Below are 24,309 nucleotides of genomic sequence, written 5' to 3'. Positions count from 1 at the left end.
CTGGTTCAGGTCACGGCGCTGGGTTGGAGCGCCGCGTCGTAGTCGCGGCGCTCGAGGATGTCCTTCAGGATCGCCACCGCATCCCACACGTCGGCAAAGCCAGTGTACAGCGGGGTGAAGCCGAAGCGCATGATCTCGGGTTCGCGGTAGTCGCCGATCACGCCGCGCGCGATCAGGGCCTGCATCACGGCGTAGCCGTGCGGGTGGGTGAAGCTGGCCTGGCTGCCGCGGCGCGCATGCTCGCGCGGCGTCACCAGGCCGAGCGGGTGGCCGGCGCAGTGCGACTCGACCAGTTCGATGAACAGATCGGTCAAGGCCAGCGACTTGGCGCGGATCGCCTCCATCGTGGTCGCCTCGAACACTTCCAGCCCGCATTCGACCAGGGCCAGCGACAGCACCGGCTGGGTGCCGCACAGGGCGCGGCCGATGCCCTCGGCGGCGGCGAAGCCGTGCGACATCGCAAACGGCCTGGCGTGGCTCCACCAGCCGGTGAGCGGATGGGCAAAGCCGGCCTGGTGGCGCTGCGGCACCCAGATGAATGCCGGGGCGCCCGGGCCGCCGTTCAGGTATTTGTAGGTGCAGCCGACCGCGAAGTCGGCTTCCGCCGCGTGCAGGTCGACCGGCACCGCGCCGGCGGAGTGGGCCAGGTCCCAGACGGTCAGCGCGCCGGCGGCGTGAGCATGGCGGGTCAGGCCGGCCATGTCGTGCTGGTAGCCGGTACGGTAGTTGACGTGGGTGAGCATCAGCACCGCGCAGTCGGCATCCACGGCCGCCGGGATCTCTTCCACCGAGTCGACCAGGCGCACCCGGTAGCCCTGCTGCAGCCAGCGGGTCAGGCCTTCCGCCATATAGATATCGGTCGGGAAGTTGCTGCGCTCGGTGACGATCGTGCGGCGGTCGCTACCGCCGCCTTCGGACTGCAGCTGCAGCGCCGCAGCCAGGGCCTTGAACAGGTTGAGCGAGGTGGTGTCGGTGACCACGACTTCGCCGTCGCGGGCGCCGATCAGGGGAGCCAGGCGGTCGCCGAGGCGCTTGGGCAGGTCGAACCAGCCGGCCGTGTTCCAGCTCTTGATCAGGTCCTGGCCCCATTCCCGGGCCACGACCTCCTGCGCGCGCGCCAGCGCCGCTTTCGGGCGGGCGCCGAGCGAATTGCCGTCGAGGTAGATCACGCCCGGGGGCAGGTCGAAGCGCTCGCGCAAGGGGCGCAGGGGGTCGCGCTCGTCTCGGGCGAGGCAATCGGCGCGGGTGGCCGGAGTGTTGATGCGCGGAGTGTCGATGCGCGGGCTGTTCATGCGTGTTCCTTCCTTGGCAGTTCGCGCAGCACTGCGCGCACCGGGCTGGCGTCCATGCCGGCGAATTTCAGGGGCAGGGCGACCAGTTCGTAGTCGCCCTCGGGCACCGCGTCGAGCACGATGCCTTCGAGGATGGCCATGCTGGCCGCGCGCACGGCGTGGTGGGCGTCGAGCGTCTTGGAATCCTGCGGGTCGAGCGAGGGAGCATCGGTGCCGACGAGTCGCACGCCGCGCGCGGCCAGCAGGCGGATCGCGGCCGGGCTGATGGCGGGGAAGGCCGGGTCCCAGGCATGCTGGGGCGCGCTGGCATAGGTGCGCAGCAGGACGCGCGCCGGGGCGCCTTCGAGCCTGCCTTCCAGGTGGGCCGCATCGACCGTTCCCACGCCCACGCAGTGGATCACGCGGCAAGGGCCGATGTAGGGACGCAGGTCGACCTGATCGATCGCCGGGCCGGCCGGGTCGTAGTGGCTGGGGGCGTCGGTATGGGCGCCGAGGTGGGTCGTCATCGTCATGCGGCTGACGCGGACCGGGCAGCCGTCCTGGATCTGCCAGGTAGGGGCGGCCTCGAAGGGCGTGTCGCCGGGCCAGACCGGGATGGCAGCCGAGATCGTCGGGCTGATGTCCCAGAGTCGTAAAGATTCCATGCTTGCCTTGTTTGATATGGTTGAGGCTTGAAGCGTCTCCAGCCCCGCAGTGTAGCAAGATCCCGACCCCGCTGCCCCATGTTGTTGGCTTGCTGCCAACACATTCTCTCGCATTCAGGTTTGCGAAAATTTTTTTAAAAATTTTCTCAAGAACCCTAAAGTTCCCCAAACCCCTGCCGTTACCGGTACCAGAAGCGCAGTAAAGGGTCTCGAAAAATTTTTTAAAAATACCCTCAAGTTCTCGCCGGCGCCTCCGTTAATGGAGGTGAGAGGTGCGAAAGGGTTGAAAAAAAGTTTGCGAAAACCCTAAAGTTCTCCGAAAGCTTGACGTAAACCGTATCAAGCGCACGACAGCAAGCAGGTCAGGCGTCCACAATCCGGCGGGTTTTCCGCAACTCGCACAGCCCCTTTTTCATAGGGGCGTCATAGTGATCCGGCAGGGTTTGTCAGACAAACTCCTACGGGTCATTCCGTCATTTTGCGGACGAAAAATACAGATTTCGTCCAATATCAAAAAAGTTTCCTCACAGTCAGAATCTATCTCAACGGCAACACACAAGTCGCCGATCCAACGCACGGAGAGATGAAAATGACGATGAACGACATGATGGCTGAAATCCGCGATGCAAACCTGAGCTACCTGATGCTGGCCCAGCAGATGATCCGCGCCGACAAGGTCACCGCCATTTTCCGTCTCGGCGTCTCCGCCGATATCGCTGACCTGATCGAAGGCATGAGCAATGCCCAGATCCTGAAACTCGCCGGCGGCAACATGATGCTGGCCCGCTTCCGCTTCGACGACACCGCCATCCTGTCGATGCTGACCAGCCACACCAAGGAGCGCAGCCTGGCCCAATCGCATGCCGCGATCCTGATGGCCGGCCAGCCGGTGGAAGAGATCGTATAAAATCCCGCTAAAGCGCTCCCGCCGGGATCGCACCAGAAATACTAGCGGGAGCGGGAATGAGCAAGAAAAGCGTCGTATCGGAAGCCCAGGAAATCCAGCTTGCGATCGAACTGATCAACTTGGGGGCGCGCCTCCAGCTGCTCGAAACCGAAGTGTCCCTCTCGCGCGAGCGCCTGCTCAAGCTGTACAAGGAACTCAAGGGCGTCTCGCCGCCCAAGGGCATGCTGCCGTTCTCGACCGACTGGTTCCTGACCTGGCAGCCGAACATCCATTCTTCGCTGTTCATCAACATCCACCACTTCCTGGTGGAGCACGCCGGCGCCACCGGCATCCATGCCGTGATGAAGGCGTATCAACTCTACCTCGAACAGATGCCGCCCGCGCCGGGCGAGGAGCCGCTGCTCTCGCTCACCCGCGCCTGGACCCTGGTGCGCTTCTTCCAGAGCGGCATGCTGGTGCTGGCCCCGTGCGGGAAGTGCCAGGGCAAGTTCGTCGTCAATGCGCTCGACCTGAACGCCGGCTACCTGTGCGGCCTGTGCCACATGCCTTCGCGCGCCGGCAAGACGCGCAAGGCCAAGGACGCCCGGGACGCCGCGGCCAGCCAGGGCGCCGGCCAGGCCGCCGAGTGACACCGGCCGTCGCGGCGCTGCTGCTGCAGGCCGCCGCCGTTCCCCCGACCCTGGTGCTGACCTGGCTGCTGGCCAGCGCCGGCCTGCCCATGTCCTATTTGAACGTAGCCCTAATCCAGGGTGTCCTCGCCGCCGCGTTCAGCTGGTGGCGCGGCCTGGCCAGCTGGTGGCGCGCGATCGGACTGCTGTTTCCCGTGGCGCTGGTGGGCGCGTCCGGGTTCGACATCCCGCCCGGGGCCTTCCTTGCAGTCTTCGTTTTCCTGCTGCTGCTGTATTGGTCCACCTACCGCACCCAGGTGCCCTACTATCCGTCCAGCCGTCCCGTGTGGGAGGCGGTGGCCCGCCTGCTGCCGCCGCGCGATCCGGTGCGGGTGATCGACATCGGCAGCGGGCTGGGCGGCCTGGTGCTGCACCTGGCGCGCCTGCGCCCCGGGGTCGAGGCGACGGGCATCGAGCTGGCGCCGCTGCCCTGGCTGGCGAGTTCCCTGCGCGCGCGCCTGGCGGGAAGCGGCGCCCGTTTCGTGCGCGGCGACTACGAGGACCTCGACTTCGCCCGCTACGACCTGGTCTTTGCCTACCTGTCCCCGGCCGCCATGGGGCCGCTGTGGCGCAAGGCCGTTCGTGAAATGCGTCCGGGGACCTCGCTCGTCAGTTACGAATTCGTCATTGACGATCGTTCACCGGACCGTACCGTCTATCCCACAGAGGGCGGTCCAGCCCTGTATATCTGGCACTTTTAGACGACAAAACCGGCCTTTTTGCTTGCCGATGGGGCGTTCTCCCGCTAGAGTGGTTCCCTGCATCAACTTTGCTTGAAATCACTTAATTTGAGTAGCCGGAGTTGTCGTCCGGCGTTCGTGGAGCGGGTCCCTTGTTAGTCATTCTTGGTTATATCGTTGTCTGCCTTTGCGTGTTCGGCGGCTTTGCCCTGGCCGACGGTCACCTGGCTTCGCTGTGGCAGCCGATTGAACTGTTGATGATCGGCGGCGCCGCGCTGGGCGCCTTCTTCGTGGGTAACACCATGAAGTCGATCAAGGCGACCGTCAAGGCCCTGCCGACCGTGTTCAAGGGCTCGCAATATACAAAAGACATGTACATGGAGCTGATGGCGCTCCAGTTCGACGTCCTGTCGAAAGTGCGCAAGGAAGGCCTGATGTCGATCGAAGGCGACATCGAGGAACCGGAAGCCTCGCCGCTGTTCTCCAAGTACCCGGCCGTGCTGGCCGACCACCACATCGTGGAATTCATGACCGATTACCTGCGCCTGATGGTGTCGGGGAACATGGATGCGATGCAGATCGAAAACCTGATGGACAACGAGATCGAGACCCACCACCACGAAGGCGCCATTCCCGCCCACGTGATCGCCAAGGTCGGCGATGGCCTGCCGGCATTCGGCATCGTGGCGGCGGTGATGGGCGTGGTCCACACGATGGAATCGGTGGGCCTGCCGCCGGCCGAGCTGGGCATCCTGATCGCCAAGGCGCTGGTCGGCACCTTCCTCGGCATCCTGCTGGCCTATGCCTTCGTCACCCCGCTGGCCAGCGTGCTGGAACAGAAGCTGGAAGAATCGACCAAGATGTTCCAGTGCGTGAAGGTCACGCTGCTGGCCAGCCTGAACGGCTACGCGCCGGCGCTGGCCGTCGAATTCGGCCGCAAGGTGCTGTACTCGACCGAGCGTCCGTCCTTCGCCGAGCTGGAAGAGCACATCAAGAAGAAGAAGTAAGCTGCATGCCACTTCGATCCGACCAATTGAGCCACTCGAACCAGGGGAGCAACCATGGCCGATGACGGCATGCGCCCCATTGTCATCAAGCGCATCAAGAAGGTGCAGGGCGGCCACCATGGCGGCGCCTGGAAGATCGCCTACGCCGACTTCGTGACCGCGATGATGGCCTTCTTCCTGCTCATGTGGCTGCTCGGCTCGACCGCCAAGGGCGACCTGGAAGGCATCTCGGAATACTTCAAGACCCCGCTGAAGGTGGCGATGGCGGGCGGCACCGGCGCCGGCGACTCGTCCTCGGTCATCAAGGGCGGCGGCACCGACCTGACCCGCCGCAACGGCCAGGTCAAGAAGGGCGACATCGATCCCACTTCGAAGACCTACAACCTGGAGGCCGCCAAGGCCCAGGTGGCGCGCGCCGAAGCCGAGCGCCTGCAGTCGCTCAAGACCAAGATCGAATCGATCATCGAGGTCAACCCGCTGCTCAAGAAATACAAGAACCAGCTGCTGCTCGACATCACCAGCGAAGGCCTGCGCATCCAGATCGTGGACGAGCAGAACCGCCCGATGTTCGCGCTTGCCCGGGCCGAGCTGCAGCCCTACACGAAAGAAATCCTGAACGTGATCGGCATGGTGCTGGGCGAGGTGCCGAACAAGATCGGCCTGTCGGGCCATACCGACGCCACCCCGTACTTCAGCGATGCCGGCTACAGCAATTGGGAACTCTCGGCCGACCGCGCCAACGCCTCGCGCCGCGAACTGGTGCGCGGCGGCCTGCCCGACGACAAGGTGCTGCGCGTGGTGGGCCTGGCCTCGGCCGCCCACCTCGACCGCAGCGACCCGTTCAACCCGATCAACCGGCGCATCAGCATCATCGTGATGAACAAGCGCACCGAGGAGGCCGTGCAGCGCGACGCCGCCTCGCTCGAGGTGCCCGCGCAGCAGCCGGCAGCGGCGGCCGGTGCACCGGTGGCCGAGGCGGTCGCGGCGGGCGCCAGCGCGCCGGCCGTGCGCTAGCCCGGCCGGAAGGAGACTCGAATGAAAAGAAAAAAGATACTCGGATCGCATGTGAAGCGCCTGCTGTCGGGCGTGGCCATCCACGGGCGCCGTCACCTGACCGAGGTCGAGACCGACCTGCTGCAGACCGAACTGCTGCTGGAGGAAGCCATCGACAAGCTGACCAGCAGCTTCATGGCCATCCACACGGCGGTGGGCGCCCGCCAGGAAGCGATCAACCGGCTGCTGGCCGGCGAGACGCCGAGCGCGGAAGACAGCGCCAACCTGGCGGACATGTCGGGCGAGATCGGCCTGCACGTGAACTCGGCCATCACCAGCATGCAGTTCCAGGACATGACCAGCCAGCTGATCGACCGCACCCTGCGCCGCGTGGCCGGCCTGCGCGAGTTCCTTGGCACGCTGAGCGAGCATGGCGCCGAGATTGCGCCGGAGACCGACAGCGACGAGATCGTCGAGCGCCTGGGCAAGGTCAGCATGGCGCTGGCGATCCAGTCGCTCGAGCTGCGCAGCATGCTGCGCAAGTCGGTGGACCAGCATCACCTCGAGAGCGGTGACATCGAACTCTTCTGAGTCCGCCGGCAGCCCCTTTTATTTAGACGAACCTTCGCCACTCAACATTCAACCGGACCAGTCCGGATAAAACAGCAGGAGCAAAACATGGCAAAAACGATTCTCGCGGTCGACGATTCCAGTTCGCTGCGCCAGATGGTGGCCTTCAGCCTGAAGGCGGCTGGCTACAACGTGGTGGAAGCCGTGGACGGCCAGGATGGCCTCGACAAGGCGAAGCTGCAGAGCGTGGACCTGGTCCTGACCGACCAGAACATGCCGCGCATGGACGGCCTGGCCCTGATCAAGACCTTGCGCACCCTGCCGACCTATGCCAAGACCCCGATCCTGATGCTGACCACCGAATCGTCCGACGAGATGAAGGCCAAGGGCCGCGCTGCCGGCGCCAACGGCTGGCTGGTCAAGCCGTTCGATCCGCAGCGTCTCATCGAAGTGGTGAAAAAGGTCATCGGCTAAGTCGATGACGCATCAGGCAATCCAGAGAATCTCATCATGACGATCGACATCAGTCAGTTTTACCAGGTCTTTTTCGACGAGGCAGAGGAACTGCTCGCCGAAATGGAGCGGCTGCTGCTGGCCGTCGACGTGGCGGCGCCCGACCCGGAAGACCTGAACGCCATCTTCCGCACCGCCCATTCGGTCAAGGGAGGCGCCTCGACCTTCGGCCTGACCGACATGAGCGAAGTCACGCACGTGCTCGAGTCGCTGCTGGACCGCATCCGCAAGGGCGAGATGGCGCTCACCTCGAACCACGTCGACGCCTTCCTTGCGGCCAAGGACAGCCTCAAGATGCAGCTCGACGGCCATCGCCATGGCGCGGCAGTCGACCAGGAGGTGGTCGCCAACGTGCGCATGGTGCTGCACGACCTGGCCGAGGGCCTGGTGCCGCAGGCGCCCAACGTGGCGCCGTCCTATCTCATTGCGGAAGCACGGACGGCGCATACGACCGAAGGGGCGCACCGCTACAAGATCGAGCTGCCGCCGGTGGAGCAGCGCGACATCAGCGCCCTGGTCGACGAGCTCGGTCTGATGGGGCGGACCAAGGTCACGCCGCTGGACGGCGGGCGCAGCGCCATCATCATCACCACCCACGAGAGCCTGGACGACATCATCGCGATCTGCTCCTTCGTGCTCGATCCGGAAGACCTGAAGATCTTCGAGGCCCCGGCCCTGACGCCGGAACAGCGCGCCATCGAGGCGGCCGAGCGCAAGCGCATCGAAGACCAGCAGGGCTACGGCTTCTTCGACTTCGACGACGACGGCGCTGCCGCCGCGGACGGGGGAGCCGACGAGGACCTGTCGGACGACGAGCGCGGCTACGGTTTCTTCCAGCCGATCGAGCAGATCCGCGCCGCTGCCGGCATCACCGCCGAATCGAAAGCGCAGCCGACCCAGCCGAAGGGGCCGGAACCGATCGAGGTGACGGAACTGGCGGCCGAGCATGCGGCCGAGAAGAAGGCCGCGGCCAAGAAGGACCCGCACGCCGAGTCGTCCTCGATCCGCGTTTCTGTCGAGAAGGTCGACCAGCTGATCAACCTGATCGGCGAGCTGGTAATCACCAACGCCATGCTCGAGCAGAGGAGCGGCGGCCTGGATCCGATGGCGCACGAGCGCCTGCTCAATTCCATCAGCCAGCTGGGCCGCAATACGCGCGAGCTGCAGGAAGCCGTCATGTCGATCCGCATGATGCCGATGGACTTCGTGTTCTCGCGCTTCCCGCGCATGGTGCGCGACCTCGCCTCGAAACTCGGCAAGAAGGTCGACTTCATCACCAACGGCGCCGCCACGGAACTGGACAAGGGCCTGATCGAACGCATCGTCGACCCGCTGACCCACCTGGTGCGCAATTCGATCGACCACGGCATCGAGATGCCCGCGGCCCGTGTCGCGGCCGGCAAATCGGAGGCAGGGCGCCTGTTCCTGTCGGCCGGCCACCAGGGCGGCAATATCGTCATCGAAGTCTCGGACGACGGCGGAGGCCTGAACCGCGAGCGCATCCTGGCCAAGGCGGCCCAGAACGGGCTCGAGGTCTCGGAGAACATGAGCGACGAGGACGTGTGGCAGCTGATCTTCGCGCCCGGCTTCTCGACCGCCGAGCAGGTGACCGACGTGTCCGGCCGCGGCGTCGGCATGGACGTCGTCAAGCGCAATATCGCCTCGATGGGCGGCACGGTGGACATCCGTTCGGCGCGCGGCTTCGGCACCACGATCTCGATCTCGCTGCCGCTGACGCTGGCGATCCTGGACGGGATGTCGATCCGCAGCGGCGAGGAAGTCTACATCCTTCCGCTGTCCTTCGTGGTCGAATCGCTGCAGCCGGCGCCGGAAGACATCCGCGAGATCGCCGGGCGCGGGCGCGTGCTGAAGGTGCGCGGCGACTACCTGCCCCTGATTCCGCTGTACCAGATGTTCGAGATCACGCCGCGCATCACCGACCCGTCCGAGGGCATCGTGGTGATCCTCGAAACGGAGGGCAAGAAGGCCGCGCTGTTCGTCGACGAGCTGGTGGGGCAGCAGCAGGTGGTGGTGAAGAACCTGGAAGCGAACTACCGCAAGGTGGCCGGCATCTCGGGCGCCACCATCCTGGGCGACGGCGGCGTCGCCCTGATCCTGGACGTGGCCGCGCTGGTGCGCTCCTCGCGCCAGTTGCTGGACGACCACCTCGTTTCATGACACCCGACTTTCACATACACTAACCGTAACCGTAGAGGACGCGACCATGTCGACTGTACAGAACAACAAGCCCCTCGAAAGCGCCGACGGCGCGGGCAGCGAATTCCTGGCCTTCACCCTCGGCGCCGAGGAATACGGCATCGACATCCTCAAGGTGCAGGAGATCCGCGGCTACGAGGCGGTCACGCGCATCGCCAATGCGCCGGAATTCATCAAGGGCGTGATCAACCTGCGCGGCATCATCATCCCGGTGGTCGACATGCGCATCAAGTTCAAGCTCGGCACTCCGGTGTACGACCAGTTCACCGTCGTGATCATCCTGAACATCGCCGGCCGCATCATGGGCATGGTGGTGGACAGCGTCTCGGACGTGACCACGCTCACCCCGGACCAGATCAAGCCGTCGCCGGAAATGGGCACCGCCTTCAACTCCGACTACATGATCGGGCTGGGCACCGTGGACGAGCGCATGCTGATCCTGGTCGACATCGACAAGCTGATGTCGTCCGGCGAGATGGGCCTGATGGACAAGATGGCAGCATGATTTTGTAGGGTGGGCGGCTGTGCCGCCCACGCGGTGATACCTGACGGCGAGATCATCGCGCTCGAAAACGGAGCCAATAACGATCACCGCGTGGGCAGGAAACCTGCCCACCCTACGCCCCCGGCACGAGCAACACGCAACAGCAAGGAAGAGGCAACACACGTGCCGCAGCAAAGAACCGATACGGTCAAGGAATTCGACTTCACGCGGAGCGACTTCGAACGGGTGCGCGCGCTGATCTACCAGCGCGCCGGCATCTCGCTGGCCGACAGCAAGCAGGAAATGGTCTACTCGCGCCTTGCGCGGCGCCTGCGCGCGACCGGTATCCAGTCCTTCGCGCACTACCTCGACGATCTCGAGGCCGGCCGGATGGCGACCGAATGGGAAGCCTTCACCAACGCCCTGACCACCAACCTGACCTCGTTCTTCCGCGAGGCGCACCATTTCCCGCTGCTGGCCGAGCACCTGGCGGGCCTGCGCCGCAAGGACGGCGCCCCGATCACCATCTGGTGCTCGGCCGCCTCCACCGGCGAGGAACCGTATTCGATCGCGATGACGGCCTGCGAAGCCTTCGACACGCTCACCCCGCCGGTGCAGGTGGTGGCGACCGACATCGACACCAACGTGCTGGCGGTGGCTGCGGGCGGCGTGTATCCGATGGAGCGCGCCGACAAGGTGGGGCAGGCGCGCCTGAAGCGCTTCTTCCTGCGCGGGAAGGGCGCCAACGAGGGCATGGCGCGGGTGCGCCCGGAACTGCGCCAGCTGGTCAGCTTCCGCCAGCTCAACCTGCTGGGCAACGACTGGCCCCTGGAAGGGCAGTTCGACGCCATCTTCTGCCGCAACGTAATGATCTACTTCGACAAGGAGACCCAGCGCCGGATCCTCGCGCGCTTCGTGCCGCTGATGAAGCCGCATGCCCTGCTGTTTGCCGGGCACTCCGAGAACTTCCTGTACGTGTCGGATTCGCTGCGGCTGCGCGGCAAGACCGTGTACGAGCTTGACCAGGCCATGCGCCGCTGATGTTCAGCTGCACCGCACCGCACCGGATTCGACCATGAACAACCAGTTTGCCACCAACGTCTACTACGACCGCACCTTCGACTGCGACGCGGCCAAGATCCTGCCGGGCGAGTACTATTACACCGGCAAGAACATGCTGATCGTGACCGTGCTCGGTTCCTGCGTGTCGGCCTGCATCCGCGATCGCGTCACCGGCCTGGGCGGCATGAACCACTTCATGCTGCCGGATGGCGGCGACGCCGGCAGCCCGGTCTCGGCCTCGATGCGCTACGGAAGCTTCGCGATGGAGATCCTGATCAACGACCTGCTCAAGGCCGGCGCGCGCCGCGACAACCTGGAGGCCAAGGTGTTCGGCGGCGGCGCGGTACTGCGCGGCTTCACGGCGATGAACGTGGGCGAGCGCAATGCCGCCTTCGTCACCGACTTCCTGAAGACCGAGCGCATCCCGGTGCTGGCCTCGGACCTGAACGACGTGTATCCGCGCAAGGTGTACTTCTTTCCCAAGACCGGCAAGGTGCTGGTGAAGAAGCTGATGCAAACCCAGAACGACACGCTGGCAAGACGCGAACTCGATTACGCCAAGCGCCTCAAGGTCGAGCCGGTCGGCGGCGCGATCGACCTGTTCTGACCATATTGACAAAAGAATAACAAGACCTGAAAGGACGACGCATGACAATCAAGGTTCTGATCGTCGACGACTCAGCGCTGATCCGCAGCGTGATGAGCGAAATCGTCAACTCGCAGCCGGACATGGAAGTGGTGGCCACCGCCCCCGATCCGCTGGTTGCGCGCGACCTGATCAAGCGCCACAACCCGGACGTGCTCACCCTCGACGTCGAGATGCCGAAGATGGACGGGCTGGACTTCCTGGAAAAACTGATGCGCCTGCGCCCGATGCCGGTGCTGATGGTGTCCTCGCTGACCGAGCGCGGCTCGGAAATCACGATGCGCGCGCTGGAGCTTGGGGCGGTCGACTTCGTGACCAAGCCGAAGATCTCGATCCAGACCGGGATGCGCGAGTACACGGAGCTGATCGCCGACAAGATCCGCGCCGCCAGCCGCGCCCGCATCAAGCGCGCCGTGCCGGGCGCGGTGCCGACGCCGCAGTTGTCGGCCCTGCGCAGCCCCCTGATCTCGTCGGAAAAGCTGATCATCATCGGCGCCTCCACCGGCGGCACCGAGGCGATCCGCGAATTCCTGATGCAGATGCCCTCTGACTGCCCGGGCATCCTGATCGCCCAGCACATGCCGGAGGGCTTTACCACTTCCTTCGCCAAGCGCCTCGATTCGCTGTGCAAGATCAGCGTGGTCGAATCCCAGGGCAACGAGCGCGTGCTGCCAGGCCACGCCTACATTGCGCCGGGCCACTCGCACCTGCTCTTGAGCCGTTCGGGCGCCAACTACATGACGCGCATCGAGCAGAGCCCGCCGGTCAACCGGCACCGGCCCTCGGTGGACGTGCTGTTCCGCAGCGCGGCGCAAGCGGCCGGCAAGAATGCCGTCGGCGTGATCCTGACCGGCATGGGCAAGGACGGCGCCGCCGGCATGCTGGACATGCGCAACGCGGGAGCGCACAATTTCGCCCAGGACGAGGCGAGCTGCGTGGTGTTCGGCATGCCGCGCGAGGCGATCGCGCTCGGCGCCGCCCACGATGTGGGTCCCTTGCAGGAGCTGCCGCGCATGGTGCTGGAACATCTGGCGGCGCAGGGCAGCCGGGCGTTGCGTGTTTGATCCGGATACGGTGGTATTACCGCCACTTTATCGCCGTAGAGCAACATTAATGCTATTCTTGAGGCTGACTCGACGTGACCCGGATTGCCTTGCGGGCTGATCTGTTTCGGCGCTCATCCACTAAACCAAAGTACAAGATTCAAAACGGAGTAATTCATGGCTGATCCAAAGATGCGTTTTCTGGTTGTTGACGATTTCTCGACGATGCGGCGCATCGTCCGGAATCTGTTGAAGGAACTGGGTTATGCCAACGTCGACGAAGCCGAAGACGGCGTGATGGGCCTGGCGAAGCTGCGCAGCGAGTCGTTCGACTTCGTGGTGTCGGACTGGAACATGCCGAACATGGATGGCCTGACCATGCTGCAGAACATCCGCGCCGATCCCGCGCTGGCCAAGCTGCCGGTGCTGATGGTGACTGCCGAAGCCAAGAAGGAAAACATCATCGCGGCCGCGCAGGCAGGCGCCAGCGGCTACGTCGTCAAGCCGTTCACGGCCGCGACCCTGGATGAGAAGCTCAACAAGATCTTCGAAAAGATGGACAAGGCGGGCTGAGATGATTGAGCAGACCGCTGTCCCGGTGGAGGGCTCCAACGAGGAAGTCCTGAGCCGGATCGGGCACATGACCCGCTCGCTGCACGAGAGCCTGCGCGGGCTCGGCCTCGACAAGCTGATCGAAAAGGCGGCAAGCGACATCCCCGATGCGCGCGACCGCCTCGACTACGTGGCGCGCCTGTCGGAAAAGGCCGCCAAGCGCGTGCTGGACGCCACCGATGCCGCCGGTCCCGTGCAGGACGCCATCGAGACCCGCTCGAGCGAGCTGGCCGGCGCCTGGCAAACGCTGCTCGACAAGGGCGCCACGGACGCCGACTGGCGCGCGCTGGCGCAACGCACCATCGCCGGCCTGGATGAGTCGCGCGCCGGTGCGGTCGCGACGCGCGCCCAGCTGATGGACATCATGATGGCCCAGGATTTCCAGGACCTGACCGGCCAGGTGATCGGCCGCATCACCGGCATCGCCCAGAACCTGGAACAGCAGCTGGTGCAGGTGCTGATCGACTTCGCACCGAGCGAGATCCGGCGCGAGTTCGACAATGGCCTGCTGAATGGCCCGCAGATCAACCCGGAGGGCAAGCACGAAGTGGTGGCCGACCAGGGCCAGGTCGACGACCTGCTCGACAGCCTCGGCTTCTAGCCGCGCCGAGGGTCCGGCGTTTTCTGCGGCGCCGGACTCCCGCGATCCGGCGCGTGCAGCGCAGCACGCGCTCCGCCATACCTTCACACCGCGCCCACATGCATCAGACAAATTTTATCGTCCGTGAACCACTGCTCGATCCGGCGCAGCGGGTCATCGGCTACGAGCTGTCGTGGCAGCACCACGACGGCAAGGTCCCGAGCGACCAGGAGCTGGAAGACCTGGTCGGCTTCGTCGCCGGGCACGTCAACCATGCCGAGCACGGCTGGCTGCTGCGCGACAAGGTCCTATTCCTCGATGCCGTCCCCGCCATGCTGTCGCTCGATGCGCTGCACGCGCTGCCGCCCGAGCGCACCATTCTCACCCTGAACATCCGCAGGCTGACGGATCCCGACGTGCGGGCCGCGGTGCAGGCCGTGCGCGCCGGCGGGGTGGGGGTGTCGATTCGCGGGGCCGACCTCAACCTGCTGGGACGCAACCTGTCGCCCTATGCCTCCTGGGTCGAGGTGCAGTTCGGCGGCAACGACGTGGGCGCGCAGGCGCGCACCTATGCGGCCGCCAAGCACGCGGCAATGCGCATGGTGGGCCGCCCGGTAGCGACCTGGGCCGACTTCGACGCCTGCGCCGCGCTCGGGCTGGACGCTTTCGTCGGCAAGCTGCACCTGACGCCGCGCCCCGGCAATCCGGTCAAGGGCATGAACCCGACCCAGGGCACCATCCTGCAGCTGATGCAGCTGGTGCAGAACAACGAGGACGTGCCCAAGCTGGAGAACGTGCTCAAGCGCGATCCGGCGCTTACCTACAAGCTGCTGCGCTACATCAACTCGGCCGGCTTCGGCGCCGCGCGCGAGGTGCAGTCGCTGCGCCAGGCGATTGCCCTGATGGGCTATGCGCCGCTGTACCGCTGGCTGGTGCTGCTGCTGGCCACGGCCAGCACCAGCGGCTATTCGCCGGTGCTGATGGAAACCGCGGTGGTGCGCGGGCGCCTGGCCGAGCTGCTCGGCGCGAACTCGCTGCGCGGGGAATCGGAGAACCTGTTCGTGGCCGGCATGTTCTCGCTGCTCGACCGCCTGCTGGGACTGCCGATGAAGGAGGTGCTGGAGGCGGTGCCGCTGCCGGAAGAGGTGGTGAGGGCGCTGATTGGCCGCGAAGGACGCTACGGGCCCTACCTGGCGCTGGCCGAGGCCTGCGAGCTCAATTCCAACCTGGTGGCTTCGCTGGCGGCGTCGCTCGACATCAGTCCGCTCGACGTGAACAAGGCGCACCTGTCGGCGCTGGCCTGGGCGCAGTCGGTGGCGGGCTAAGCCGCTTTTGCGTCCGGCGGGTGGCCGCAGCGCCTACCTGGCAGTCCTGCGCTCGCCCGCGCCGGTGGTGAGGAAGCGCTGCAGCGTCTGCTGCAACTGCATCGACATGCCCACGAAGCTGCAGCCGATCTGCACCTGCTCGCCGAGCAGGAAGGTGCGGAAGGGACGCAGCAGGCGCACCTCGAGGTCCGCCTCGATGACCAGGTTTGGCCCCAGCTGGATACGCACGCCGTCCAGTTTTTTCCCCACATGCAGCCCGAAGCATTGCTCGGGCGTGGCGCGCAGGCCGATGCCGCCCTCGGAGAAATCGTAGAGCGGCAGCTCGATCTCGTTGCCCTTGATGCGGAAGCTGGCCTGGAAATTCACGCCGACGGGCGTCTCCACGCGGCGCTGGGCGCGCCGGTTCAGCACCAGGCAGGCGGGCGGGAATTCGGCCGCCACGTGCATGCGATTGTCCGGCAGGGGTTTCCAGGACTGCTCGAGCTCGAACTGCAGCTTGGCATTGCCGCCGAGCGAAGCGACCAGGATGGCCTTGCCCGGTGGCGGGCGCTCGCTGCCGGTGAAATCGAGCACGAAATGCGGCAGCTCGGGATCGACCGATTCGATGCGCGCCATCAGCGGCTCGATCCAGCCGGCCGGGAACACCGTCACGGGATCGCCCGACAGCGCCAGCGCCGTGAGCGCTTCGCCGATGTCGAAGGGATCGCGCATTTCGTGGGGCTGGGCGGTGCTGCCGATGCGGTGCAATGCATCGGTCGGCTTCGGCGGACCCTTGCGGACGAGGGGAGCAGCGGTTTCGTTCACGGCAACTTTCCTTGCGAGTGTGCTTCAGGATGCGCGCTGCCAGGCGCGCCCGTCAAGTATAAGCCCAGTCTTCCGAAAATTGCAATTTCGCAATCAAAGCGTCTTTTGACACTACTCAGATTTCAAGATTGTCGATCAGGCGCGTATTGCCGAGTTTTGCCGCGGCCAGCACCACCAGCGGCGCACCCGCTTCCAGCTCGGCCGCATTCGGCGCCTGCAGGTCGATGCGCTTGCGGATCGAGACATAGTCGGGCTTCCAGCCGCGCGCGGCCAGGTGCTCCATGGCCCGGCGCTCGATCGCCCGGCACTCCATCGCGTCATGGGCGCCGCCGCCTTCGCGCATGGCCTCGGCCACCCGGTTCAGCTGCTGGAACAGCACCGGGGCCTCGGCCCGCTCTTCGCCAGACAGGTAGCCGTTGCGAGAAGACAGGGCCAGGCCGTCTTCGGCGCGGAACGTCTCGGCGCCGATGATCTCGGTCGGCAGGGCGAACTGGCGCGCCATGTTACGGATGATCATCAGCTGCTGGTAATCTTTTTTACCGAACACGGCCACGCGCGGCTGCACGCAGGAGAACAGCTTGGTCACGACGGTGCACACACCCTCGAAGAAGCCGGGGCGGAATTCGCCTTCCAGCGTGTTGCCCAGGCCGTCCGGCGGGCGCACGCGGTATTCCTGCGGTTCGGGATACATGTCCTTTTCCGTCGGCGCGAACAGCACGTAGACGCCTTCCTTTTCCAGTTTCTCGATGTCGGCCTGGAAGGTGCGCGGGTACTTGTCGAAGTCCTCGTTCGGGCCGAACTGCAGGCGGTTCACGAAGATGGACGCGACCACCGGGTCGCCGTGCCTGCGCGCCAGGCGCATCAGCGACAGATGGCCCTCGTGCAGGTTGCCCATCGTCGGCACGAAGGCGGTGCGCAGCTGGCCGCGCAGCTGGTCGCGCAGTTCGTCGATCGAGGAAATGATTTTCATGGGGTAACAGAATAGGAAGGTGATAAGCGGCTATTCAAGCCGGGGAATAGGCCAGGCGCACGTAGATCGGCGCGAAAGGCTCTGCCTGCGTGATCTCGATCAAGGTTTCCTTCGCCAACTCGAGCATGGCGACAAAGTGTACAACCACGATCGGAATCGTGTGCCGGCCCGCGAACAATTCGGAGAACTCGACGAAGCGCTGCGACTGCAGGGTGCGCAGGATGGCCGACATGTGCTCGCGCACCGACAGTTCCTGGCGGCCGATCCGGTGGTGCTGGGTCAGCTTGGCGCGGCGCAGGACGTCGAGCCAGGCGCGCTGCAGGTCCCAGGGGTCGACGTCCGGCAGGACTGGCGCCAGGCCCTGTTCCACGAACAGCTGCGGGCGCACGAAGTCGCGGCCTTCCTGGGGCAGGGCGCCGAGCGCCAGCGCCGCCGACTTGATCTGCTCGTACTCCAGCAGGCGGCGCACCAGCTCCGCGCGCGGGTCGCCGACGTCCTCGACCAGGTCGTCCTGCCGCTTGGGCAGCAGCATCCTCGACTTGATCTCGATGAGCACGGCCGCCATGAGCAGGTACTCCGCGGCCAGCTCCAGGTTGCGCTGGCGGATCTGCTCGACGTATTTCAGGTATTGCAGGGTTACCTGCGCCATCGGGATGTCGAGGATGTTGAAGTTCTGCTTGCGGATCAGGTAGAGCAGCAGGTCGAGCGGCCCTTCGAAGGCGTCGAGGAAGACCTCGAGCGCGTCCGGCGGAATGTACAGGTCGTTCGGCAGGCGCATCAGGGGCTCGCCGTACAGGCGAGCGATAGCCGCTTCGGCCGCGTCGGCAGCCGCGTTCAGGCCGGCGTCGCCGGCGCTGTCGTGGATTTCCAGGGGCGTCCCATCCTGCTGGGGAGCGGCCGGCGCATCCTCGTCGGGCGGCGCAGCCTGTTCGGGCAGCATGGGAACGCGTCCTGGTTCAGACCTTGGACTGGTACGGATAGGCCTGCTGGCGCAGGCGCGACTGCTGGATGCGCTCCTGTTCGTCCAGCGAGAGCGGCGCCTTGTCCCACAGCAGGGAACGGCCTTCCACCTGGCGCGCTTCCATGCCCGGGGTCCTGGCCTTCAGTTCGTCGATGAACTTGGTGTGTTCGGATACGTACTGCGAATGTTGTTTCTTGAAGATCATGGTTCTAAGTAGGTGTGATTGGCCCCGGCAGATTCTTCTGTGGCGGGGCGGCCGCGTCAAGTTTACTTGTGCAGTTCGTTCAGCTGGCGCGCGATGATGTCGTGGCTGAGCCACAGCACCGGCGCGATCTTTTCGGAGGCGCCATGGAACATCAGCGGGCCGGCGCCTTCGAGTACCAGGCCCGACAGGTGGTCGGTGATCAGGGCCTTCCTGTCCTTGTGCAGGGCGGTGATGTCTTCCGAGGTGCCGATCATGACCTCGGCCAGCGCCGGCGTGTTGTCCATCGGCCAGGCTTCGAAGTTGCGGAAGTGGGCGCTGGTGGCGTCGTTGTTGTAGCGCTCGATGGTGTCGAGCAGCGACTGCAGCGAGCTGCCTTCGCTCAAAAGATCCTGGCAGATTGCCCATTGCTGTTCGGCCCATTCTCCGCCGCCTTCCTTCTTCAGGGCCGTCAACAGCGGGAACAGCGACAGTTCCACGCCCACGAAGATGTCCGAGGAATTGGTGCGGATTTCCGGGCAGTTGAACACGGTCGCATAGACGCCCTGGTTCCAGGCCGCCTGGGCGATCGACTCCAGGCGCATCTTGGCGTAGCCCTGGGTATAGTTGGTATAGGTCTGCCAGGTGTACTCGCCGCCAATCAGGATCTCGGTGCCGTGGTAGCCGTAGGCCGTGTAGCGCACTTCGCCGCCGGCCCTGGTCACGCGCTCGCGGATCGCGCCCGATGCGTCGATCAGGTACTTGAGCGTGTTGGCCGTGACTTCGTCGAAGTTCATCAGGATCAGCTTGCCCAGGTCGCTCTCCAGCAGGGCGCGCGAGGATTCGAAGCGCTCGCCGCGGCCCTTGTAGATGCGGTTGGCGATGGCCAGGAAAGCCTTGATCTTCGGGATGCCGCCGGCCATGGTGTGGGCGAAGAAGACGTTGGCGCCTTCCGGGATCAGCTTGTCGATTTCCCCCATGACCTGCGCGGCGCTGGTGGTGAAGCGGCGCACGCCTGCTTCACGGCAGCGCCCGATCTTGTCCCAGTCCAGCTTGTCGTCCTGCCAGGTCTTGAGCTTCACGTCCGCCAGCAGTTCGGTCGGATTCTGCTCGCCTTCCGGCGCGTCCATGTCGAAGCCGGCCATCAGGGGCACGTTGATAATCTTGCCGCCGAGCTTCTCTTCCGCCTCGACCAGTTCTTCCGCGTCCAGCGCGCGCAGGGCGCCGGTCTCGTCGCGGCGGCCGACGGTGATGCCGACGATCGTCATGCCGGCCTTGCGCGCCTCGTCGATCAGGCCGTTCACATAGCCGCGGCCGAACAGTTCGCCGAACAGGACGAACACGTCGCCCTTGCGGAACACCTTGGCTTGCGGGATATGGCGGAGAGGAGTGAATTCGGTCATCTTGTTATCTACCTTTTTTGTATGGTCTGAAGGAGGGGCCGGCGATGGGCGCACGGGCGCAAATTTCAGAGAAAAACACGCCATTATAACGCTGTGCTTGATGGCGGGTTTGATTTTGGGGGCGGGGAGGTGGGGCAAGGATGCGGAGCGGGTCCGCTTGGGAACCTGGGTCCCGGCCTGCGCCGGGACAACGGTTTCAAGGCTGGCAAGTCGATGCGCGTCCGTGCTCCGGACCCTTCGCATCGTCAACCCGGCGAAGGCCGGGATCCAAGCTGGAGCAGTGTCAGCGAATCCGCATGCCCGGCTGCGCGCCCGCCATCGGATCCAGCAGGTACAAGCCTGGATTCGCCTTCTCATCCGCAGCGGACGCACACAACACCATCCCCTCCGACACTCCGAACTTCATCTTGCGCGGCGCCAGGTTGGCCACCATCACGGTGAGCTTGCCGACCAGATCTTCCGGCTTGTAGGCCGACTTGATGCCCGAGAATACGTTGCGGTGGCGGCCTTCGCCCACATCGAGGGTCAGGCGCAGCAGCTTGCCGGCGCCTTCGACGTGTTCGCAGTTGACGATGCGGGCCACGCGCAGGTCCACCTTCAGGAAATCGTCGATCGAGATTTCCGGGGCCAGTTCCTCGATCTCGCCGGCGGCCGGCGCATCCGCGGCCGCAGCAGCGGTTGCGGCGGCCGGCGTGGCGGCCTGGGCGGCCACGGCCGGCGTGGCCGCAGGGACGCCTGCCGGCTTGTCGAACAGGTTCTCGACCATCTTCGCATCCACGCGCTGCATCAGGTGGCTGTAGGCGCCGATCGAGCGGCCCAGCATGGTCTCGTAGACGGCCGCGCCGTGGGTGTCGAGCCAGCTCAGGTCGTTATCGCCCAGGAATTCGCTCACGCGCGCGGCCACCTGCGGCAACACCGGCGACAGCATGATGGTCAATTGGCGGAACAGGATCAGCGCCGTTGTGCAGACGTCGTGCAGCTCCGCGGTCTTGCTTTCGTCCTTGGCCAGCAGCCAGGGCTTGTTCTCGTCCACGTACTGGTTGACGATGTCGGTGATCTCCATGATCTCGCGCATCGCGCGGCCGTACTCGCGCGCCTCGAAGGCGGCGGCGATGCTGGCCTGGCGCTCGGCGCCATCGATCATCAGGGCCTTGCAGATCCAGCCCTTGGCGTCGCCGGAAAGCGAATCGGCCAGCCTGCCCTCGAAGCGCTTGGCGATGAAGCCGGCGCAGCGGCTGGCGATGTTGACGTACTTGCCGATCAGGTCGCTGTTCACGCGGGCGACGAAGTCTTCGCCGTTGAAGTCCAGGTCCTCGACCTTGCTATTGAGCTTGAACGCCAGGTAGTAGCGCAGCCATTCCGGGTTCATGCCCAGTTCCAGGTAGCGCAGCGGCGAAATGCCGGTGCCGCGCGACTTCGACATCTTTTCGTTGTTGACGGTCAGGTGGCCGTGCACCGCCACCTTCAGCTTGTCGATGATCGGGTGCTGCGAGAAGTTCAGCATCGCCGGCCAGAACAGCAGGTGGAAGGACACGATGTCCTTGCCGATGAAGTGGACCTGCTCGGCTTGCGGATCGTTCAGGAAGGCCTCGTAGTCGATGCCCTGTTTGCTGAAGTAGTTCTTCAGCGAAGCCAGGTAGCCCACCGGCGCGTCCAGCCACACATAGAAGAACTTGCCCGGCGCGTCGGGAATCGGGATGCCGAAATAGGGCGCGTCGCGCGAAATGTCCCAGTCTGCCAGCTTGTCGCCGGATTCGCCCAGCCATTCCGAGACCTTGTTGACCATTTCCGGCTGCAGGCGGCCCGGGGTGTTCAGCCACTCCTTCAGGAAGGCGAAGCAGCGCGGGTCGGACAGCTTGAAGAAGTACTGCTCCGAGGGTTTCAGCACCGGGGTCGAGCCGGTGAAGACCGAGAATGGATTGATCAGTTCGGTCGGCTGGTAGGCGGCGCCGCAGACTTCGCAGTTGTCGCCGTACTGGTCCTTGGCGTGGCAGGTCGGGCACTCGCCCTTGATGTTGCGGTCGGCCAGGAACATGCCCTTGACCGGGTCGTAGAAGCGGTCGACCGTCTTGGTGACGATGAGTCCCGCGTCGCGCAACTTGCGGTAGATACCCTGCGACAGTTCGACGTTTTCCGGCGAATCGGTCGAATACCAGTTATCAAAAGCGATGTGGAAGCCGTCCAGGTATTGCGGACGGCCAGCGGCGATCTTGGCCACGAACTCCTGCGGCGTGATGCCCTCCTTCTCGGCCGCGATCATGATCGGGGTGCCGTGGGTGTCGTCGGCGCAGACGAAGTGCACCTGGCGCGGCTGTCCGCTCATTTGGTCCCCATCGCGCTGCATTCGCTGGAACCTCACCCAGATGTCGGCCTGGATGTATTCCATCATGTGGCCGATATGGAAGGCGGCGTTGGCGTAGGGCAGGGCAGTGGTGACAAACAGCTTGCGGGTCATGGTCGAAGCGCTTTAGGTTTTGAAAAAGAAGCATTTTAACAGCGGAAGCGCCGCATGCGCAGGCGCGGCCGGCCGGTTTGCCAAACCAACAAGAAGCGTGCGAGGTTTTGCGTTACACTTCGCTCCAATCACCTTGGAGAAACACATGAGCATCACTGAGAACGATGTCAAGGCAGCACTGTCGGCCGTCATCGATCCTAACACCGGGAAGGATTTCGTTTCTTCCAAATCGATCAAGAACATCAGGCTCAGCGGCAACGACCTCGCTTTCGATGTCGAGCTGGGTTATCCGGCCGCCAGCCAGGTCGCATCGATCCGCGACAGCGTCGTGGCGGGCGTGAAGGCGTTGCCGGGCATCGGCAACGTGAGCGCCAAGGTATACAGCAAGATCCTGTCGCACGCGGTCCAGCGCGGCCTGAAAGTCATGCCGAACGTGAAGAACATCATCGCGGTCGCCTCGGGCAAGGGCGGCGTCGGCAAGTCGACCACTGCCGTCAACCTGGCCCTGGCCTTGGCAAGCGAAGGCGCCAGCGTCGGCATCCTCGACGCCGATATCTACGGCCCCTCGCAGCCGATGATGTTGGGGATTAACGGGCGTCCGGAAAGCACGGACGGCAAGACCATGGAGCCGCTGGAGAATCACGGCGTACAGGTGTCCTCGATCGGCTTCATGATCGATCCGGACGAGCCGATGGTCTGGCGCGGCCCGATGGTCACCGGCGCGCTGCAGCAGCTGCTCGAGCAGACCAACTGGCGCGACCTCGACTACCTGATCGTCGACATGCCGCCGGGTACCGGCGACATCCAGCTGACCCTGTCGCAAAAGGTCCCGGTGACCGGCGCCGTGATCGTCACCACGCCGCAAGACATCGCCCTGCTGGATGCGCGCAAGGGCCTCAAGATGTTCGAGAAGGTCGGGATCCCGATCATCGGCGTGGTCGAGAACATGAGCACCCATATCTGCTCGAACTGCGGCCACCACGAGGAGATCTTCGGGGCGGGCGGCGGCGAGAAGATGTGCCGCGACTTCGGCGTCGATTTCCTCGGCAAGCTGCCGCTCACGCTGTCCATCCGCGAGCAGACCGATTCCGGCCGCCCGACCGTCGTTGCCGATCCGGACGGCCCGGTTGCGGGCATCTACAAAGAGATTGCGCGCAAGGTCGCCGTCAAGGTCGCCGAGAAGGCGAAGGACATGACCAGCAAGTTCCCGAGCATCGTCGTCAAGAACGACTGATTTTTTACCAACCGGTAAAAAATCCACGATGCGACTGTCAAGCATCCGCGAGCGCCTGGCCCTGCTGGGCGCGCTGCCGCAGCACCAGGAGCGCGTGCTGCGCGACTGGGTGCAGGGCGCCGCGCACGAACGCGGCCGGCGCCCCGCCTCCGATTTCCTTCCCAAGCCGGTGCGTGAAGCGCTGCCGGCGCTCGACGCCGAGCTGGCGGGCCTGGCGCGCGTCGTCTCCGCCCATCCAGCCGAAGACGGCTCGGAGCGCCTGCTGGTGGGCCTGCAGGACGGCCAGATGGTCGAATCCGTGCTGTTGCCGCGCGAGGGCGTGTGCGTCTCGAGCCAGGTCGGCTGCGCGGTCGGCTGCCGCTTCTGCATGACCGGCCGCGACGGGCTGCTGCGCCAGGTGACGAGCGGCGAAATCGTCGCCCAGGTGGTGCTGGCGCGTGCGCGCCGCGCGGTCAGGAAGGTGGTGTTCATGGGCATGGGCGAGCCGGCCCACAACCTCGACAACGTGCTGGAAGCGATCGAGCTGCTCGGCATCGAGGCCGGCATCGCTCACAAGAACCTGGTGTTTTCCACCGTGGGCGACCCGCGCGCCTTCGAGCGCCTGCTCGAGGCCCGCGTGAAGCCGGCGCTGGCGCTGTCGCTTCACACGACGAAGGCTCCGCTACGCGCCGAACTGCTGCCGCGCGCGCCGCGCCTGTCCCCGCAAGAACTGGTGGAGCATGGCGAGCGCTATGCGCGCCTGACGGGCTACCCGATCCAGTACCAGTGGACGCTGCTGGAGGGCGTCAACGACGGTCAGGACGAAATGGACGGCATCGTGGCCCTGCTGCGCGGCAAGTACGCGATCCTCAACATGATCCCCTACAACACGGTGCCGGAGCTGGCCTATCGACGGCCCAGCTGGGAGCGCGCGCGCGCCATCGCGGCGCAGCTGCACGGGCGCGGCGTGCTGACCAAACTGCGCGATTCGGCCGGGCAGGACGTCGACGGCGGCTGCGGCCAGCTGCGCGCCCGTGCCGGACGGACCATCACCCTGCGCCGCGCCTGACGCGCCGACC

The 24,309-nt window shown here is 65.1% G+C and carries 25 protein-coding genes; 17 read left to right on the top strand and 8 right to left on the bottom strand.

Going from position 1 to position 24,309, the window contains the following annotated elements; genetic code table 11:
- Positions 1 to 5: 5 nt before the first annotated feature.
- Positions 6 to 1,292 (bottom strand): kynureninase, encoded by a 1,287-nt coding sequence (kynU, locus tag AC56KL_RS02005; protein ID WP_497178465.1) that lies wholly within the window; start codon positions 1,290 to 1,292, stop codon positions 6 to 8.
- Entirely contained in the window at positions 1,289 to 1,936 is a 648-nt protein-coding gene (gene kynB, locus AC56KL_RS02000; protein ID WP_497178464.1) for an arylformamidase, read from the bottom strand. Before kynB ends, kynU begins: the two co-directional genes overlap by 4 nt.
- Before the next feature lie 589 nt (positions 1,937 to 2,525).
- Between kynB and flhD the strand changes: the two genes are divergently transcribed.
- From flhD to AC56KL_RS01925, 15 genes are all read left to right on the top strand, one after another.
- Complete coding sequence (gene flhD / locus AC56KL_RS01995; protein ID WP_497178463.1) at positions 2,526 to 2,843, top strand: flagellar transcriptional regulator FlhD; 318 nt, start codon at positions 2,526 to 2,528, stop codon at positions 2,841 to 2,843.
- Positions 2,844 to 2,899: 56 nt separating this feature from the next.
- Positions 2,900 to 3,472 carry a flagellar transcriptional regulator FlhC gene (gene flhC / locus AC56KL_RS01990; RefSeq protein WP_497178462.1) on the top strand — a complete coding sequence of 191 codons (573 nt, stop codon included), beginning with the start codon at positions 2,900 to 2,902 and terminating at the stop codon, positions 3,470 to 3,472.
- The gene (locus AC56KL_RS01985; RefSeq protein WP_497178461.1) at positions 3,469 to 4,212 is read left to right on the top strand and encodes a class I SAM-dependent methyltransferase; all 744 of its coding nucleotides are present in this window, start codon (positions 3,469 to 3,471) and stop codon (positions 4,210 to 4,212) included. Before flhC ends, AC56KL_RS01985 begins: the two co-directional genes overlap by 4 nt.
- Before the next feature lie 131 nt (positions 4,213 to 4,343).
- Entirely contained in the window at positions 4,344 to 5,198 is an 855-nt protein-coding gene (motA, locus tag AC56KL_RS01980; protein ID WP_497178460.1) for a flagellar motor stator protein MotA, read from the top strand.
- A gap of 54 nt (positions 5,199 to 5,252) precedes the next feature.
- Positions 5,253 to 6,212: a flagellar motor protein MotB gene (motB, locus tag AC56KL_RS01975; protein WP_497178459.1), complete on the top strand. Its 960-nt coding sequence runs from the start codon at positions 5,253 to 5,255 to the stop codon at positions 6,210 to 6,212.
- Between the two features lie 21 nt (positions 6,213 to 6,233).
- Positions 6,234 to 6,782, top strand: a complete 549-nt coding sequence (locus AC56KL_RS01970) for a chemotaxis protein (RefSeq protein ID WP_497178458.1) — start codon at positions 6,234 to 6,236, stop codon at positions 6,780 to 6,782.
- Between the two features lie 87 nt (positions 6,783 to 6,869).
- Positions 6,870 to 7,235: a response regulator gene (locus AC56KL_RS01965; RefSeq protein WP_027863763.1), complete on the top strand. Its 366-nt coding sequence runs from the start codon at positions 6,870 to 6,872 to the stop codon at positions 7,233 to 7,235.
- Between the two features lie 36 nt (positions 7,236 to 7,271).
- On the top strand, positions 7,272 to 9,452 hold the full coding sequence (cheA, locus tag AC56KL_RS01960) for a chemotaxis protein CheA (protein WP_497178457.1): 2,181 nt from the start codon (positions 7,272 to 7,274) through the stop codon (positions 9,450 to 9,452).
- A gap of 46 nt (positions 9,453 to 9,498) precedes the next feature.
- Positions 9,499 to 9,996 carry a chemotaxis protein CheW gene (locus AC56KL_RS01955; protein WP_497178456.1) on the top strand — a complete coding sequence of 166 codons (498 nt, stop codon included), beginning with the start codon at positions 9,499 to 9,501 and terminating at the stop codon, positions 9,994 to 9,996.
- A gap of 162 nt (positions 9,997 to 10,158) precedes the next feature.
- Entirely contained in the window at positions 10,159 to 11,016 is an 858-nt protein-coding gene (locus tag AC56KL_RS01950; RefSeq protein WP_497178455.1) for a CheR family methyltransferase, read from the top strand.
- Between the two features lie 34 nt (positions 11,017 to 11,050).
- Positions 11,051 to 11,644, top strand: coding sequence for a chemoreceptor glutamine deamidase CheD (cheD, locus tag AC56KL_RS01945; protein ID WP_497178454.1), 594 nt, complete (start codon positions 11,051 to 11,053; stop codon positions 11,642 to 11,644).
- A 41-nt stretch (positions 11,645 to 11,685) separates the two neighbouring features.
- On the top strand, positions 11,686 to 12,747 hold the full coding sequence (locus AC56KL_RS01940) for a protein-glutamate methylesterase/protein-glutamine glutaminase (protein WP_497178453.1): 1,062 nt from the start codon (positions 11,686 to 11,688) through the stop codon (positions 12,745 to 12,747).
- A 156-nt stretch (positions 12,748 to 12,903) separates the two neighbouring features.
- Positions 12,904 to 13,299, top strand: a complete 396-nt coding sequence (gene cheY, locus AC56KL_RS01935) for a chemotaxis response regulator CheY (protein WP_497178452.1) — start codon at positions 12,904 to 12,906, stop codon at positions 13,297 to 13,299.
- Between the two features lies 1 nt (position 13,300).
- Entirely contained in the window at positions 13,301 to 13,939 is a 639-nt protein-coding gene (gene cheZ / locus AC56KL_RS01930) for a protein phosphatase CheZ (protein ID WP_497178451.1), read from the top strand.
- A 98-nt stretch (positions 13,940 to 14,037) separates the two neighbouring features.
- Positions 14,038 to 15,243 (top strand): EAL and HDOD domain-containing protein, encoded by a 1,206-nt coding sequence (locus AC56KL_RS01925; protein WP_497178450.1) that lies wholly within the window; start codon positions 14,038 to 14,040, stop codon positions 15,241 to 15,243.
- Positions 15,244 to 15,276: 33 nt separating this feature from the next.
- On the opposite strand, the gene AC56KL_RS01920 is transcribed toward AC56KL_RS01925, so the two are convergent.
- The 6 genes from AC56KL_RS01920 to metG all read right to left on the bottom strand — a co-directional run bounded on the left by AC56KL_RS01920 (position 15,277) and on the right by metG (position 22,017).
- Complete coding sequence (locus tag AC56KL_RS01920; protein ID WP_497178449.1) at positions 15,277 to 16,047, bottom strand: flagellar brake protein; 771 nt, start codon at positions 16,045 to 16,047, stop codon at positions 15,277 to 15,279.
- A 115-nt stretch (positions 16,048 to 16,162) separates the two neighbouring features.
- Positions 16,163 to 17,017, bottom strand: coding sequence for a pantoate--beta-alanine ligase (gene panC, locus AC56KL_RS01915; RefSeq protein WP_497178448.1), 855 nt, complete (start codon positions 17,015 to 17,017; stop codon positions 16,163 to 16,165).
- A gap of 34 nt (positions 17,018 to 17,051) precedes the next feature.
- Positions 17,052 to 17,957: a segregation and condensation protein A gene (locus tag AC56KL_RS01910; RefSeq protein ID WP_497178447.1), complete on the bottom strand. Its 906-nt coding sequence runs from the start codon at positions 17,955 to 17,957 to the stop codon at positions 17,052 to 17,054.
- Between the two features lie 16 nt (positions 17,958 to 17,973).
- Positions 17,974 to 18,183, bottom strand: a complete 210-nt coding sequence (locus AC56KL_RS01905) for a DUF3460 family protein (RefSeq protein ID WP_497178446.1) — start codon at positions 18,181 to 18,183, stop codon at positions 17,974 to 17,976.
- A 62-nt stretch (positions 18,184 to 18,245) separates the two neighbouring features.
- Positions 18,246 to 19,562, bottom strand: a complete 1,317-nt coding sequence (locus tag AC56KL_RS01900; RefSeq protein WP_497178445.1) for an enoyl ACP reductase FabMG family protein — start codon at positions 19,560 to 19,562, stop codon at positions 18,246 to 18,248.
- Positions 19,563 to 19,845: 283 nt separating this feature from the next.
- Positions 19,846 to 22,017 (bottom strand): methionine--tRNA ligase, encoded by a 2,172-nt coding sequence (gene metG, locus AC56KL_RS01895; RefSeq protein ID WP_497178444.1) that lies wholly within the window; start codon positions 22,015 to 22,017, stop codon positions 19,846 to 19,848.
- 145 nt (positions 22,018 to 22,162) lie between these two features.
- On the opposite strand from metG, the gene apbC reads away from it, so the two are divergent.
- Positions 22,163 to 23,251, top strand: a complete 1,089-nt coding sequence (apbC, locus tag AC56KL_RS01890) for an iron-sulfur cluster carrier protein ApbC (RefSeq protein WP_497178443.1) — start codon at positions 22,163 to 22,165, stop codon at positions 23,249 to 23,251.
- A gap of 28 nt (positions 23,252 to 23,279) precedes the next feature.
- The gene (locus AC56KL_RS01885; protein ID WP_497178442.1) at positions 23,280 to 24,299 is read left to right on the top strand and encodes an RNA methyltransferase; all 1,020 of its coding nucleotides are present in this window, start codon (positions 23,280 to 23,282) and stop codon (positions 24,297 to 24,299) included.
- The last annotated feature ends 10 nt before the right edge of the window (positions 24,300 to 24,309 follow it).

This window comes from Telluria sp. ZB4P34, from assembly GCF_059686055.1.
The sequence above is the reverse complement of the archived record's forward strand: the minus strand, read 5'-3'. Positions and strand labels throughout refer to the sequence as shown.